The 16,585-nt window shown below is 40.7% G+C and carries 13 protein-coding genes and 1 tRNA gene; 11 read left to right on the forward strand and 3 right to left on the reverse strand.

Annotated elements, in window-relative coordinates:
* Positions 1 to 236 precede the first annotated feature (236 nt).
* Positions 237 to 962: a PEP-CTERM sorting domain-containing protein gene (locus tag HUU81_RS16850; protein ID WP_199610053.1), complete on the reverse strand. Its 726-nt coding sequence runs from the start codon at positions 960 to 962 to the stop codon at positions 237 to 239.
* 507 nt (positions 963 to 1,469) lie between these two features.
* Between HUU81_RS16850 and HUU81_RS16855 the strand changes: the two genes are divergently transcribed.
* From HUU81_RS16855 to HUU81_RS16875, 5 genes are all read left to right on the forward strand, one after another.
* Entirely contained in the window at positions 1,470 to 1,679 is a 210-nt protein-coding gene (locus tag HUU81_RS16855; RefSeq protein ID WP_199610054.1) for a cold-shock protein, read from the forward strand.
* Between the two features lie 208 nt (positions 1,680 to 1,887).
* Positions 1,888 to 2,727 carry a DUF350 domain-containing protein gene (locus HUU81_RS16860; RefSeq protein WP_199610055.1) on the forward strand — a complete coding sequence of 280 codons (840 nt, stop codon included), beginning with the start codon at positions 1,888 to 1,890 and terminating at the stop codon, positions 2,725 to 2,727.
* A gap of 20 nt (positions 2,728 to 2,747) precedes the next feature.
* Positions 2,748 to 3,545 carry a hypothetical protein gene (locus HUU81_RS16865; protein ID WP_199610056.1) on the forward strand — a complete coding sequence of 266 codons (798 nt, stop codon included), beginning with the start codon at positions 2,748 to 2,750 and terminating at the stop codon, positions 3,543 to 3,545.
* Positions 3,545 to 5,059 carry a polyamine aminopropyltransferase gene (locus HUU81_RS16870; protein WP_199610057.1) on the forward strand — a complete coding sequence of 505 codons (1,515 nt, stop codon included), beginning with the start codon at positions 3,545 to 3,547 and terminating at the stop codon, positions 5,057 to 5,059. Before HUU81_RS16865 ends, HUU81_RS16870 begins: the two co-directional genes overlap by 1 nt.
* Positions 5,060 to 5,178: 119 nt before the next feature.
* Positions 5,179 to 5,694 carry a DUF3016 domain-containing protein gene (locus tag HUU81_RS16875; RefSeq protein ID WP_199610058.1) on the forward strand — a complete coding sequence of 172 codons (516 nt, stop codon included), beginning with the start codon at positions 5,179 to 5,181 and terminating at the stop codon, positions 5,692 to 5,694.
* 20 nt (positions 5,695 to 5,714) lie between these two features.
* Here the strand turns inward: HUU81_RS16875 and HUU81_RS16880 are convergent, their stop codons facing one another.
* On the reverse strand, positions 5,715 to 6,785 hold the full coding sequence (locus HUU81_RS16880; protein ID WP_199610059.1) for an alpha/beta hydrolase family protein: 1,071 nt from the start codon (positions 6,783 to 6,785) through the stop codon (positions 5,715 to 5,717).
* 293 nt (positions 6,786 to 7,078) lie between these two features.
* On the opposite strand from HUU81_RS16880, the gene HUU81_RS16885 reads away from it, so the two are divergent.
* On the forward strand, positions 7,079 to 8,008 hold the full coding sequence (locus tag HUU81_RS16885; RefSeq protein ID WP_199610060.1) for a hypothetical protein: 930 nt from the start codon (positions 7,079 to 7,081) through the stop codon (positions 8,006 to 8,008).
* Between the two features lie 55 nt (positions 8,009 to 8,063).
* On the opposite strand, the gene HUU81_RS16890 is transcribed toward HUU81_RS16885, so the two are convergent.
* A tRNA-His gene (locus tag HUU81_RS16890) sits at positions 8,064 to 8,139 on the reverse strand.
* Between the two features lie 323 nt (positions 8,140 to 8,462).
* On the opposite strand from HUU81_RS16890, the gene HUU81_RS16895 reads away from it, so the two are divergent.
* From HUU81_RS16895 to HUU81_RS16915, 5 genes are all read left to right on the forward strand, one after another.
* Positions 8,463 to 9,281, forward strand: a complete 819-nt coding sequence (locus HUU81_RS16895) for a mechanosensitive ion channel family protein (protein WP_199610061.1) — start codon at positions 8,463 to 8,465, stop codon at positions 9,279 to 9,281.
* 18 nt (positions 9,282 to 9,299) lie between these two features.
* Positions 9,300 to 10,061, forward strand: a complete 762-nt coding sequence (locus HUU81_RS16900; protein ID WP_199610062.1) for a DUF481 domain-containing protein — start codon at positions 9,300 to 9,302, stop codon at positions 10,059 to 10,061.
* A 158-nt stretch (positions 10,062 to 10,219) separates the two neighbouring features.
* Entirely contained in the window at positions 10,220 to 11,998 is a 1,779-nt protein-coding gene (locus tag HUU81_RS16905; RefSeq protein ID WP_233520540.1) for an amidohydrolase, read from the forward strand.
* A 250-nt stretch (positions 11,999 to 12,248) separates the two neighbouring features.
* Entirely contained in the window at positions 12,249 to 15,338 is a 3,090-nt protein-coding gene (locus HUU81_RS16910) for an alpha/beta hydrolase family protein (protein WP_199610063.1), read from the forward strand.
* Positions 15,339 to 15,584: 246 nt separating this feature from the next.
* Positions 15,585 to 16,487, forward strand: coding sequence for a hypothetical protein (locus HUU81_RS16915; RefSeq protein WP_199610064.1), 903 nt, complete (start codon positions 15,585 to 15,587; stop codon positions 16,485 to 16,487).
* The last annotated feature ends 98 nt before the right edge of the window (positions 16,488 to 16,585 follow it).

Here is a 16,585-nt window from a genome sequence, read left to right on the forward strand (position 1 = left end):
TTTTACGCCATACTTGCAGTTATTTTTTAAGTACCTAAAAAGTTTAAAAAAGAAAAATGAGCCAATTTTATTTACCTAGATAACGATATCAATGTGTAAAATAAACCGACAAAACATTTGTCATTGAGAGTGAAGGTGTTTGAGCAGCAAAATATCACTTGCAAAAAATAACCTCACCGATTGGCGAGGTTAATAGCGATTCTGTTGTAGCCCATTATATTGCGAGTGCGTTAATACTAATCACGTTTACGGCCATATAAGCCTGCAAAGCCCAGTAAGAAAGCCCCAAACAAGCCCAGAGTAGACGGCTCAGGAACACTTTTCGCGGTCAAATCAAAGGTACCGTTTAACATATTTGGCGCACCACCTGTTGCTTGAAAAGAAGACGTTAGCTGCATATCTGCTCCTCGAGTCATTCGGTTTGTATCAAAGTGATAAGCCGCCATGCCCCCGACAACCTCTAATAGTGCGAAACCGCCGCCTGCATCACTGCCTGTGCCAAGGTTAGTACCTATGCCAGTTAACATCTCACCGACAGGTAGCGCTAACTCTAACCATAAATCACCATCAGACGCGGTAGGTTCAGTCCCATTGAAATCAGGCGTGTGATCAACAAACATACTTATCATCAAGTCTTTGAAAATAAAATCACCGCTGGCTGGTGTTCCTGTAAAAGAAACCAATTCCATATCAAAGGTATAAGTAAGCTCACAACCCGGGCAAAAGCTATTTTGATTAGTGATGGCACTATTTAAATGCGTGAATTGCCCCCAGCCAGATACAATATCGCCTGGCGTGATCGCAAAATTTTCAAATACAGTACCATTTGAAGAAAAGTCGGTAAGGCCGGGAAATGACAGCACTTGCATAGGATCCCATTGCACACCACCAACATTAATTAAACTCGCTTCAGACGAAAAACTTAAACCTAAAGCAACTGCTCCTAGTAATAACTTGTTCATTATTCTTTCCTTAAATAACTAACAAACATTATCTTCACTAGTAAGCATTAATCAGCTTGAACAGCTAGGTTTACTAAGGCAAATTCCACGCCAGAAAAAAATAAACAATATAAAGGCTTATTAAATAAACAGAATTTTTGAGGTCGATTTTAAGGGGAACTATTAGGTACAAACTTGTAAAAAAAATAGACACTGAATTAAACATGCTCACTCATTAAAACGTTGGATTGAGCGTTTCGCTTATATTTAGGTAATAATAACTAATCAAAATGGCATAAGTCAGAATATACAAGCCATTCACCCACGTCTTATTTTAAGTAAAAGCAAAATAATGATTGACATGCTGAACAGATAATATACAATGACTCGGCTTTAAGAAATACTCTAGATTACAATATACATTTCAAAGTTAGTTTTATCTTTCTGAAGTTTATAAGTTACAGTCTATTTTTAAGCTACATTGCCTCATAGAGGCGCAAATTATTATTTAAATTTCAGGATATTATTATGTCTAACAAAGTTAAAGGCACTGTAAAGTGGTTCAACGAATCTAAAGGTTTCGGTTTTATTTCTCAAGAAAACGGTCCAGACGTATTTGCTCATTTCAGACAAATCGTTAGCACTGGTTTCAAAACGTTGGCTGAAGGCCAACAAGTTGAGTTTGAAGTAACTCAAGGTCAAAAAGGCCCTCAAGCAGAAAACATCGTTGCACTATAATTTAGTTTAACGAAACTGCTATACAGTTACCGGCACCTTGTCGGTAACTGATTTAATTTTAATCTCATCCCCCTTTTCTATTTTCATTATTTTATTTCTCTTCTCTTAATTATTTTTATTACATTCCAATAAACTTTCATTTCCATATTTATAATGTGTGTTTAGTTGTGGTAGGATGCCGCGCAAAAAACTCTGCAGTAAAAACATCATGGATATTGTACTTAATAATTACCTTACAAATAGCAGCTATGTCGCCCTTTTTATCGTCGTGATGGTTGTAGCTAAATTTATTTATCACTTCTCTACTCCTTATAATACTTTTAAAGAACTAAAAAATAAGAATAATACTGCCCTGTCTGCTTCTATAGTTGGTTATTTAGCAGGTGTCACCATTATTTACGTTAACGTCATGAAAGGACCCAGTTTAGGACTTTTAGAAGACGTGGCGAACATTGCTATGTACACCGCACTGGGAATGGTATTACTGATTCTTTCTCGGATCATCAACGACAAAGTCTTGCTGCACAGCTACTGCAATCATACCCACCTGCATGAAAAAAAGTGTTTGGCCACTGGCATTGCGCAAGCAGCTAGCTACATTGCGTCTGGATTAATTATTGGTGGTGCACTTCGTGGTGATGGCAATATTATTTCAGCAATCGCTTTTTATGCATTAGGGCAAGTATTGCTGATTGTATTTACTCGCATTTACGATAGGTTCACTCAATTCGATTTACAAACAGAGTTACGCCAAGGCAATATTGCGGCATCAATTAGTTTGTCGGCCACGCTAATCGCTGTAGGCATAGTGTTATATCATGCCATGCTAGGTAGTTTTGTATCTTGGCAAACCAGCTTGTCACTGTTTATGTTAGATGCGGTTATTGCGCTCGTGCTCTTTCCTATCTTACGGCTATTGATCGACAAACTGTTACTGCCGACTGTGTCTATTGATGATGCAATTCAACGCGATCACAACTCTTCTCTTGCGTTATTTGAAGGTGCTATCGCCATCACTGTCGCGACTGTTATTCTATTTGCGCTGTAACGGTAGAAAACCTTATGAGCATGACCAAGTTATTTTGTGTTGCGGTATTAACGTTGATCGTCGGTTTTTTCATTCGATCAATACTAGATGCGCCAACAAACCACACCGACTATCAGTCCAGTACTCAGTGGAGTAATCAAGATAAAGGCTACACGTTTACTGTTCCAAACGATGGGCAAATAATGCGACTTGAGATCCGCGGAACCATGCCGATGAATCGCTGGAAGTCGATTGCAATGGATATATACGACGACAAGGAAAACTATCTATTTACTTATACTGATGAGCTTTGGTCTGAAAGTGGCTACGACTCTGACGGCAGGTGGACAGAATATCGTAAAAAAGCATCTATTAATCAGCGTTTTGCTAAAGCAGGAACATATGTTGCCTTTATTTCTGACTCTCATAATATAAACCGTAGTAGTATTGTTGATACTCATACGTTTCGATTTAGGGCCGTGCCACTTCACGGTGATATATCAAAACTGATGCCTTTTCTATGGTTAGTGGGCGGTGTGGTCGCTATTTGCTTTGCAGTATTCATCTTTCGAGCCGAAACTAAAGATGATAGGGTCAACCCGATACTCAGTATGCGCGACATAAAAACCAAGAAAACCATGAGTATTTGGATACTGATTGCGATATTTTTTATCCCACTATTCGCACTAACCGCTTGGGGCTCGATTAAAGATGACGATGACATAAATTGGATTTATGTGGCGAACACTCATCGTAATGTCACGGTTGATCGCGATTTACGCCAACAAAGTTTGTCTGGTGCACACTTTCGTTCTGGCGGCTCTACTGGCGGTAAATAATGGTTCGTGAAAGCCATGTGCTTATCTTCAGCATTTTCATTGCTGGCTTATGCTCTATTATTTACGAACTGCTAATCGCCACTACCAGCGCTTACTTTTTGGGTGATAGCATCACCCAGTTCTCTCTGACTATTGGTATTTATATGGCATTTATGGGCGTAGGCTCATATGTGTCAAAATGGATAAGTGACCAACACCTTCTAGAGTACTTCATTGGCTTTGAGCTGTTGCTGGCATTGCTGGGTGGTAGCAGTGTGCCGCTGCTGTATGCCAGTTACGCGATAGACCTGCCTCTGGCATGGGTTTCGGCGCTATTAACTGCCATTATCGGTGTCTTGATTGGACTAGAAATCCCTTTGTTAAGCCGTCTTATGGAAAAGCACTACACTTTAAAGGCGAATATCGCCAACGTGCTGTCGGTTGACTACTTCGGTGCACTCATTGCAACACTAATATTTCCCTTTATTTTACTGCCATGGATGGGCGTGTTTAAAACCTCTCTTATTTTTGGGCTAGTAAATTTATCCATCGCGTTAAGCCTGTTATGGTTTTTTATTGATCGGCTTACCACCTCACGTAAAAGGATATTAAAAACTGCATTAGTCAGTATTTTCATACTGTTAATTGGACTATTTCTGGCCAGCCACCAAATTAATAAAGCGTGGAACAATCATGTTTACAATGACCGCGTATTACACAGCGAACAAACTGCCTATCAACAAATAGCGCTAACCCGCCATAAAGACGATATTCGCCTATTCTTAAATGGCGGCTTACAGTTTTCTTCCATTGATGAATATCGCTATCATGAAACACTGGTTCACCCTGCGATGTCACGCCTAACAAACCCTAGTAAAGTTTTAATATTAGGTGGTGGCGACGGCTTAGCAGTGCGAGAGCTACTTAAGTACACGTCCATTAGCACAATTACTCTTGTTGACTTAGATCCTGCTATTGCTGAGCTTGCTCAGCGCAATCCGCACCTTACTAAGCTTAACAAGAATGCCCTTACCCACCATAAAGTAACCATACATCATCAAGATGCATGGCAGTTTTTAGATACATCACAACAGCTGTATGACCTTATTCTTGTAGATTTACCCGATCCTAAAACCATTAGCCTAGCGCGTTTATACAGCAAACAGTTTTACGTTAAGTTAAAGCAACACTTACAGCCTAATGGCATTATGGTGACTCAAGCCACTAGCCCATTTTTCGCAAAAAAAGTATTCTGGTCTATTTATGAAACGGTCACCAGCGCTGGTTTTGCCAATACTTTACCTTACCACGTGAATATTCCATCATTTGGCGAATGGGGCTTTGTAATGGCATGCCACCGTGTGTGCCATACAACACCCACACTGAACGTAGCAACGCGTTTTTATTCAGAGCAAATGGAAATAGCCATGCGTTCTTTTCCTAAAGATATGCAAATGAAAGGTGCTAGCATCAGCACCTTAGATAAACCCAATGTGCTGTACTATTACTTAGAAGGTTGGAAGTACTGGGATTAACACCCCCTGAACTAAAACCGCATAAATCCGGTCTTATTATTTATTGAGTGGAACTTATTAAGTGCTACTTATTAAATGGTAATGGTGTAACGTAGAGATATAAGTTAAAAGGGGGCAACATGAAACGCAAACTGAGCAAAACTCGACTACCATTATTCGCAGCCAGCGTTGGCTTATTATGCAGTGTGGCTACAACCTCTCTATATGCAACAGAAGCCGTTATTAAATGGAAAGACTTTGACCGCTATACCGATGTCGCACCTGCCAATCACAATAAAAAAGCCTTTCATAAAAATATTGAAAAGCATTTTAACGACCATATTGAAAAGCTCGCAAGAAAACTACCAGATGGTTACACCCTAACTATCACAGTTAACGACTTAGACTTGGCTGGAGACGTGCGCATTGGCATCAACGAAGTACGTATCATTAAGCCCATTTACTTTCCTAAGATTAAATTTGATTATATCGTCACTGCATCTGATGCAGCTGTAGTGTCTAAAGGTTCGGCCAACCTAAAAGATATGGGGTTTATGACCAGCCCTCGATTACGTAGTAATGATACTTTTTATTATGATAAAAAGTTAATTGAAGAATGGTTTAAAGATGAGTTACTACCTAAGGTAAAAGCGTAGCAAGAAAGCTGTGTAGTGAGTTATAGGTGTTTGGCAAACCAATGCTTTAAATGGCTTACTAATTCCTTGCGGTGTTGGTATAACCCGTGATCACCGCCAGAGAACACCACCAATTGATGTGGGTGGTTGTTCTTTTTCAGTAACTCAGCAAGCTCCACTGACTGCGCGACATTAACTCGCTTATCTTGATCGCCATGCAACAACAGTATTGGAGCATGTTTTGGCAGCTTATCTAACCAATGAACCACTGAGCGCTGACGAAGTGCTTCCGTTCTGTTTTTTTCAAAATCAGGCACTCGCCGTTGATATACCCGATTCATTGCAGGACGCCACGCCAGCGCCTTTTCAACATCGCTATTCCCCGCTATCGCTACTAGCGTTTTAAGATTGGGTAGATGCTTGGCGGCCAAAAATGTTTGCATGCCACCGCGACTCCAGCCAAACATACCAATGTGCTCCGCATCTGCGCTTGGTATTGTTTTAATTAAGTCCATTAATGCAAGTACGTCATTCACGTCTTGACCACCAAATTCATCATGACCATTATTTTCCAAAAAACGAGAACTGCCTCTGTACTGGCTGCCAATAACAATATATCCACTTTTTGCCAGCTCAGATAAAAAGCCAAGTTTTTTGCCAAACTTTACTGCCCCAAAACCTGCATTTCCTCCTCGGTTAAATACAAGCACAGGTAGTTTCTTATCGCCTTGCTCAGGGTGCATATCCTTGGGCGCAAGGTAATAACCTGCAACGCTCAGCCCATCAACTTGATAAGTGAAATCATAGCATTCAATAGCTGCTTTATTTTCGTCGTATAACGACTGGGGATACGTTGCGGTAAAGCGTTCTTGATTAAATTTCTTTTTTCGTTGTTGTAAAAACTTGAACCACGAAGAGTAACTGGAAAAAGGACCGCTAAAACAAGATTTCACGTTATTCATTGTAGGCTGTTCTGCTTCAACGCTTTGCTGCAATGAACGCGGTTGCTGCGCACTAAATTCACTATTAGCTAATAGAGGCCATGAGACTGCAAATAAACCAAACAGTATGAAGTACAGTGGTAACTTAGTGGAAAGAGATAATAGGTTCATTTTTACGTCCAGTGTAATGTTAAAGAGAGTACTCGCAGCCATCAATCGCTACCCTTCCTTGCTGCTAATCAGCTTAGGCCATTCTAAAATTTAAATTATATTTTTACAATAACCATTTGAATATTAAAGTATTAGTCTCATCCACAAAGTCGCTTATGTTTTAGATGCTCGATAATGCGTATTAACCATATAGGAAACAGCTCCCTGTTTCTATTTTTTCTACTAGTCTTAACTGTATTGCACCACAGCCACCGAAACAGCCACCGAATTGACTAATTAACAGGAAGCAAGTAATGCACTTAAGGAAACATAATATACTAGCGAGGTTATCTATAAAGACGCTAGCTACAATCACCGCAATAGCGCTAAGCTCATCATTAAACGCATCAGAACTTGAAAAAAACTACCTCACGTTACAAGAAGCAGGAGTATTACTAGCAGAAGATAAGGATGCACTGATATTAAATAAAATGCCGAGTCAATTTCCAATTCAGGACTGGGGAAAAGACGTTAGTGTTTTTGGTAGTTACAAGCGAGCCAAATTTCAAGGGGCCACTATATTAATATTAAAGTCGAGCAAGAATAAGGCCTTATTAAAACAAGCAGTAATACACACGTTAGAAGCAAATCAATGGAGTAACTTGCATTTATTACAGCATGTCAACCCTACAGGCTTTATTACTAATCAGCCTGAACCCAATATTACTAATCAGCGGACATCCAATCGGAACGCCCCTTTTTGCCATAAAAAAGATGGATTTATGCAAATATCAACACATGACTTATCCAATTCTGAGTCCATGTTAACGATTACTCATCACCCCCTCTACGCTATTTGCTCAATACAGCAGGCAGAGCGCAAAAATATAATTATGGCAAAAGATTTACCTTATCCAACCCTCTCATTACCAGATAATATCGAAACACCTTTTCTTCCTTATGGTGCTGGCTCAAGCTCAGGCGGAAATAACATCAGAAAATCGACTGAACTATTTATTGATACAACCATGCCTTTGGATAGACTATATCAACATTTTGTCTCGCAAATGAATCAGCAAGGCTGGGCCGAAGACAGCAATTGGTCGGGTAGCTTGTCAGAAGGTGGTGTGTGGACGATAGCCGACGAGCAATTTCAAAAAGTATTCGGCAACATCTCAATTACTAGATTTTCAGCTGAAAAGTTATATATCAAGCTTGAGGTACAGGGGCTAAATGAAAAATAAAAATAAAGCTAAGCTTTTTTGTAATTGCTTTGGCAGTTAGTATTGTAGGAAAAAATGGGGCGACTGATGGGGATTGAACCCACGACAACCGGAATCACAATCCGGGGCTCTACCAACTGAGCTACAGCCGCCATAACATGATGACCTAAGTGCATTACTGACTAATGACTTGGTTTTATGTTGTTCCCAGAGCGGGATGCGCATTCTACAATAAATTGAATGATTATCAAATAATTTTTTCTAGTAAATCAAATCCCGTTCTTTACCCTTTTCTATCGTTGTGTGCTCTCTCAATTATTGAAAATAACCTGACATTCCTAACTATAGCTTCTATCTTATCAATTGGTTATCGTGATAACCTTTATTTTATAACCGAATAATAGAACCATATTCAGCTAAGCACGTGTCTATCTTAGCTGCATAGGTTATTAACATTAGCCATTAAGAGGTGGGTATGGAAAGTGCGTTAGCGTGGATCATGGACAATCGTGATTTAATTATCACGTTTGGTATTAAAGTAGTTGTTGCTATTTTCATCGTCATTATTGGTAAATTTGCAGCGCGAGGATTAGCATCGCTATTACGCAAATCTCTCACTGTTAAAAACGTAGATGAAGCTATCATTTCGTTTCTAACCAGCATCGTATTTTCAGTGGCAATGGTGGCCATTCTACTGATGGCGCTATCTCACGTGGGCATTGAAACCACCTCGCTAATTGCAGTGTTAGGTGCTGCAGGCTTAGCGGTAGGCTTAGCGCTTAAAGACTCTTTGTCTAATTTTGCTTCTGGGGTAATGATCATTGTGCTTAAGCCATTTCGTGCAGGCGATTGGGTTGAAGCAGGTGGCGTTGCGGGCACCGTTCGAGAAATAAAAATCTTCTCAACCATCTTCACGTCTGCGGATAATAAAATTATTACGGTCCCCAACGCACAAATAACTGAAGCTCCAATTACCAACTTTACACAGCAACCTACCCGCCGGGTTGATCTAAAAATCGGCGTCAGCTATGACTCTGATTTAAAAGTGGCCAAAGAAGTCCTCACGAAAGTGGTCACGCAACATGAGAAGGTGCTAGAATCACCGGCTCCTGTAGTCGCAGTGCAAGCACTGGCAGATTCCTCTGTTAATTTTGTAGTTCGCCCTTGGGTGAACACGGTTGATTATTGGGCTGTGTATTTTGACTTGCACGAACAAATTAAATTGGCGCTTGATGCTGCCGACATAACAATACCTTATCCACAAATGGATGTTCATTTATCTAAAAACGATTAAACCTTGGAGATGTTTTCTATGCAAAAGGCTTTTTTATATGTAGTTCTGGCTGTACTGACTTTTTCAATACAGGCGGCAGAAGAAGAACAAGACAAAACGTGGAAATTATCAGCTGAATTAGGCGTTATATTAACAACAGGTAACACTGAAACGACCTCTGTAAAAGGTAAAGTGGATGCGACTCAAGAGCTAGAAAAGTGGTCAAATCAATATATTTTCGACGGTTTATTCAAAGAAGATAAAGTAGAAAATAACGATACAGGCGAAGAAGATACGGTAAAAACGGCAGATAAATACTTTTTCTCTGCACAGGGTAATTACAAATTAGAAAAGAAGCATGACTCGTTATTTGTGTATGGATCACACTTAAAAGATCAGTTTGGCCCATTAGCTGACTACACTGTTGTTTCTGTCGGTTACGGTACTCGTTTATATGAAAGCGAGAGTAGCTATTTAGATGCTGATATTGGTCCGGGTTATGCGTCTGGTGAAAAGCAAGGTGATGGCGAAACACCAGGCGAAAGCATTGATGGCATGATTTTACGTGCCAATGCAGAATACGAATGGCAAATTAGCAAAAGTGCTAAATTCACACAAAAGCTAAGCGTAAACTACGGCTCAGACAATACAGTAACAAAATCAGAAACTGCCCTAACCGCTAAAATTAACGGTTCAATGCAAATGAAAGCTGGTTTTAATGTAACAAACAACTCTGACGTAGATGCAGATAAAGAAAATACTGATACTGAAACATTTGTGACTTTAGTATTTAACTTTTAATAGCATCGACCGCTGATGGCGTTAGCGCATCGTATATGCATTAAAGCCAACACGCCCTAACCTAAAGGCTTGATTAAGGAACACTTAGTCAGGCCTTTTTTCTTTGCGATAGCTGATCTATGATGGTAATCATAAGAATAATAATAACGTGAAGAATCATGAATATTTCGCCCCAGTCTGCTTTTCTCGCCACGGTTACACGAATCAAACACCCAACTATTACAGTAATAACTTTTATTAGCTTGCTACTTAGCTTATGCGCTGCCTTTTCCAGTTATGCACACGGCAATGCTCATCAACACAGTAAGCATAAAAACGTGATGCCTGCTGATGAATCAACCTCGTTACTGGTGCACAACATCAATGGCTACACCTTTACTACTGACCGCAAATTGCAGCGCTTTTCCAGCATGCTTATTCGTCACGGCAAGATTCACGAAATTGGTGATAACCTATTAAAAAAATATCAGGATCAAAAAATAACGCGGCTAAATGGTCAAGGTAGAACTGTGTTACCCGGTATGACTGATGCGCATGGACATATTCTGGGATTAGGGTTTAATCGTATGAACGTCGATGTTCGCGGTTTAACATCAGCACAGGCAACCGCTAAAAAAGTCGCTGACTATGCCAACCAAAATCCGCAACAACAATGGATCAAAGGGCGCGGCTGGAATCAGGTGTTGTGGCCTAGTAAGCAATTTCCAACCGCAAACGACCTAGATGAAGTGATTGCCGATCGCCCTGTTATGCTAACAAGAGTAGACGGTCATGCCAGCTGGTTAAATACCAAAGCATTGCAGTTAGCAGGCATTAACAGCAGCACAATAAGCCCTGAAGGTGGCGAGATCATTAAAGATGAAAATGGCCAACCTACGGGCATACTGATAGATAATGCCATGAACTTGGTTGAAAAAAAGCTACCCAAGCCAACCAATAAAGAAAAGCAAATGGCGTTAGATATTGCCTCTAAGCATTTGTTAGCGCTGGGCGTAACCAGCGTGCACGATGCCGGAATTGACCACAATACGTATCATTTATACAAAGACAAAGCCGCAAACAATACGTTAGACATGCGCATTTATGCCATGATTTCAGCCAACGATCCGCACTTCGAAACGATGCTTGAAAAAGGCCATGTTAAAGATGAAGCAGATTTTTTATCTATTCGCAGCGTGAAGATTTATGGCGACGGCGCATTAGGTAGCCGCGGTGCTGCACTATTGAAACCCTATCAAGATCAGCCTGATAATCATGGATTATTAGTCACTTCACAAACGCAATTGCGCCAATTAATGCAACAAACATTGGCGCATAACTTTCAAATAAATCTTCATGCCATTGGCGATCGCGCAAACCGTATTGCATTAGATGAATTTAGCTTTGCATTTAAGCAGAACCCTGCAAACCAAGCACTGCGTCATCGAGTAGAACATGCACAAGTCATTAGTGTTGACGATATTCCACGCTTTAAAGCACTGAATATTATCCCTTCAATGCAGCCCACTCATGCAACGTCAGACATGAACATGGCGGGTGATCGTGTCGGCAAGCAACGCCTTGCTGGTGCTTATGCATGGCAAACGCTCTTAAAACAAAACTCGGTGATTGCACTAGGCTCCGACTTTCCCATTGAACTGGCTAACCCATTTTTTGGAATCCACGCGGCGGTAACACGCCAAAACCGCGATAATCAACCAGTAAATGGCTGGATACCTGAAGAAGCAATGACCGTTGCACAAGCCGTGCGTGGCTTCACCATTGACGCTGCTTACGCAGCGCATCAAGAACACAGTCTAGGCGGTTTAGAAACAGGTAAGTGGGCCGATTTTATTATGGTAGATCGCGATATTTTTACAATACCGACGAACGAGTTATGGAAAACGCAAGTCTTAGAAACTTGGGTAGCAGGAAAACGCATACAAAATACACAATAGGGTAACGTTCAAAATGATAGGGTGTTTTTAAATATTGGCCGGTAACTTGCTAACCTATAATAAATGTTAAATACGCCCATGCATTAAATTACATTTAATTGAGTGGATTGCCTGATTGCAACCCTCATAAAAGTGATAGAATGCCGATAAACTTAAACCAGCAGTATATTAATACTCTAAGTTTACTTCCCTCTATGGATAGCTTTAGGTATTTTGAATATGTTCAACATGGAATAACAGGCAGGTAAGCATGAATAAACGCTTTTTCCCTTTACAAGACATATTGGTTGTGTGGTTACTTGTTAGTAGCTTGCAGGTAATAGCCAGCCCAGCTCAATCAAGCCCGCACCAAACTAATACCCACATTACTGGTGTACAGGAAAAGGCAGCACTTACGCTAGCCGATATTATGAAGTTTAAAGATATTGAACACACTACAATATCTAAACAAGGTGATTGGATTGCTTATAGTGCACAACCTGATCGCGGTGATCCAGTTGGTCATATTAAAGCCACACAAAAAAATGCCGCGTACGTTATCCCTTACGGCCAATACCCAATCATTAGTAACAATGGTCAATGGGTTGCATTTAAACAGGCGATTCCGCTACTTGAATACGAAAAAACAGAAGAAAAAGCACGCGATAAACTAAAAACTAATGCCATTTTAATTAATACAGAAACGGGTACACAGCAATCTTTTGAGCGTGTGAAGTCGTTCGCATTTAGCGGTGACAGCCAATTATTTGCCGTCCATTTTTACCCGGAAGACGAAGATAAGCAGGCGTCTGACAGTAATGTTACAAATGAAGACTGCCAAACTATAGAATCGCAGTTAAACCCAAATGCAGAGCCAACATCACAGGCTACCGAACAAGCTAACACGGCAACGCCGTCGAATAATGAAAATGAGCGTGAAGGCGCAGTTAGCCAAGAGCAAGAACAGCCTGAAACCCCGCTCCACTATTTTAAAGAAGACATGATTGGCAGTACTTTGCATGTTATTCGCTTATCGGGCACCGTTACCCTAGAGAACAACAATACAACCTCACCAAACACTCATATTATCGAACATGTTCAACACTATACGTTTGCAGAAGAAGGTGGCCAACTTGCCTATACGGTTATCACACCTGAAGACCAAGCCAATACGCTTGCGGTGTTATCTCTTGCTCAAAATAACAAAGAAGATAGCGCAACTTTCAATACGCCCATTACGTTAGCGCAAGCAGCATTTAATGCTTACCCTCATTTAAGCTGGAATAAAAAAGGTACGCACCTCGCGTTTTTAGTGGGTAACTATCAAGCAGCCGAACGCTATCGCCCTCACCAGCTTATGATGTATAAAACCGGCGCTAAAAAAGCCACCACACTAAAAGTTGCGCGTAACGGTTGGTTCATTAGCCATAACAATAAGCTAATTTGGAGTAAAGACGGGCAGCGTCTGTTTTTTGGTCATCAACCTAACCAAGCGCGCAATCCTGAACCAAACAGCAAGGTAGCCACTAAACAAGATTTATATAACCTAGATAAACTAACCGCTAAACGTAGTCTACAAGTGTGGCATGGTGACGATCCTCGCATTAAACCACAACAAATAACCGAATATAGTGATGATCAAGCGCACGTGTATTTAAGTGTTTATCACCTTAAAAACAATCGATTTGTGCCATTGGCCGACAAGCAAATGCCTGATATCGACATTACTGAAAATAACCATGCCGTGCTGGGACATAATCCACTGCCGTATTATAAAAACATGACATGGGAAGGCTTCTTTCATGATTTATATCATGTGGATTTAAAAACAGGGAAAAAGGTTTTAATCAGCAAAAAAGTACTTGCTGATGAAATCGCCCATGTGTCGCCAAATGGTCGCTATGTGGCGTATTACCAAGACCAAGCGTTTCATGTATTTGACGCGAAAAACATGCGCAAAAGTAACTTTACCCAATCCTTAGATGTGTCTTTTGCTAATGAGCTGCACGACTATCCAAGCCGCACGCCCAGTTATGGCATTGCAGGCTGGTTAGCACAAGGCGATAGCGTTTTAGTTTATGACAGATATGATGTATGGCAACTCAATGTGTCTGGGCGCGCGCTAAACCTAACACAAAATGACGGCCGCAATCGCGAAGTGGTTTACCGTATTATCGATACCGATAACGAAACTGAGGTGATTGATGTTAACAAGCCGCTGTTACTTCATGCCTATTACGATAAATTAAAACACTCTGGGTTTTATCAGCTTAACTTACGCTCTGCATCGCTAAAAAAACTTATCGAAGCGCAAAAAACCTTCTCTTATGTTGCCAACGCTGATGATGCAGACGTATTGCTGTTTACTCAAGAAGACATGCATGAGTTTCCTGACCTGTGGGTCACATCAAGCGATTTTGCTAACCCGAACAAAGTCACCAATGTAAATCCTCAAATCAAAGATTTTAACTGGGGTAAACCAGAGTTAATTGATTGGCGTTCCAATACAGGCAAGCCATTACAAGGTATTTTAATTAAGCCTGCTAATTACCAAGCCGGAAAAAAATACCCTGTATTAGTCTATTACTATCGCTATTTTACTCAGCGCATGTACCAATTTAATCCGATGAAAGTGAATCATCGTCCAAACTTTCCGTATTACACCAGCCACGATTATGCGGTGTTCTTGCCAGATATTAAATTTGATGTAGGTACCCCCGGTAAATCAGCAACAGACTCACTTGTACCGGGTATCCAAAAAATTATTAATATGGGAGTGGCGGATCCAGACGCCATTGGTTTACATGGCCATAGTTGGTCTGGTTATCAAACCGCTTTTGTAATCACTCAAACCGACATATTCAAAGCGGCAGTTGCTGGTGCACCAGTAACAAATATGACCAGCGCTTACAGTGGCATTCGCTTAAAGTCTGGCTTAGCTCGACAGTTTCAATATGAGCAAGGGCAAAGCCGTATCGGCGCAAGCTTATTCGATAAGCTAAATTTATATATTGAAAATTCACCTGTGTTCTACGCCGATCGCATTAACACACCACTCTTAATTCAATTCGGCGACATTGACGGTGCAGTACCATGGCAACAAGGTATTGAAATGTACCTTGCTATGCGACGACTTAATAAGCCCGTGATTATGTTGCAATATGAAGGTGAACCTCACCACCTTAAGAAGTACCCCAACAAAGTAGACTACACCATAAAAATGAAAGCATTTTTTGATCACCATTTGAAGGGCAAACCTGCCCCACAATGGATGATCGATGGCGCGCCATACCAAGAATGGGACGAAGAACCCGTGAATAAACCTGAAGAAGAAACGCAGCCAACCTCCAGTACACATTAATACGCACTCACGCTTCTTCATTTTGAAATTTATCCTAATCGCTTGGGCTGACTAAGTGATTAGGATGAAAGCGTGCCGTTAACAACGAGGCATCTTCAAGTATGAAGGGGATAATATTGGTATTAAAAACGTTCTATGCTACATTCATCCACCTTTTTAGCCTTTTCGGCTAAACTAACGTATTAGATTCATTACTTTACGCTATACGTTACTTATTTTTTAACTGGTTGTTTGTTTGGAGGAATCGTGAAAATCATTAAGTCTTTAACTAAGTTACTTAATCCAGAAAACAACCAACCAAAGATTACACGGCGCATAGAGCCTAAGTTTAATGATCATGTTCTTCACCCTGAAGAGCATGAAGTGCACCAACAACCTGAAGTGAAAGCAACTACTTCAGCCCCCAAAAAATCGGCACACGCTGAAACAATAGAGCCACACGTTCACGTATCGCATCAGCCCAATAAAGCACCTACGGTTAAAACGAGTAATCAAGCCGCCCCTCATGAAAGCGCACAAGATGATGCTACTCATGATCCTCACGCCATTCCTGGACTAACACAATACTGGCAAAAGCTTGAAGCGTATTGCTCTCCTGTTATTCATACCGCTAAACAGCTTAACCCTAAAATATTAATCATGGGCATTGCTGGAATAGTCATTATTGTGGTTGTGCTGCTTATTTCATTACTATCTGATCCTGAGTCCAACGATGCGACACATACTGAAGACGCAGCGGTTACGCAAGCGCCTCCTGAAACTGTTAACATTCAAGCACGCTTATTAATGCCGACCGACTTTAGTTTACTATTAGATGAACATCAAAGTTTAATGATTAACTGGCAGGCTGAAAGCAGTACAGAGCACACCGCTGATGCAGTTTCTGTGTGGACACTGCGCACAGCGGTTGGCGATGAACGTTGCCAAACGCTTACGTTTAATAACGCGGCTTCATATAGACCGCTTACCGTAGAACGACTTGATGGGTACGACTATACGGCCACGTTTTCACCGCTAGATAGCGAAGCTATTATCAATAACATTGCTAATTTAAGTCATTACGATTTGTGCGGTAAACGGTTCTCTTTAAAAGGCACCAAAGCTGCACTGGAAAGTAACACCAGCTTTCGTCAGTTCCTTAATTATTAAGGGCGCCTTCTTCATTAGCGATAATTTATTTTAAGACGAACCACTTTAACCTTTGTGAAAATTAAGTTGCATTAATAGCATTAAATAGTGAAAATACA

This window comes from Flocculibacter collagenilyticus (genome assembly GCF_016469335.1).
GTDB lineage: Bacteria > Pseudomonadota > Gammaproteobacteria > Enterobacterales > Alteromonadaceae > Flocculibacter > Flocculibacter collagenilyticus.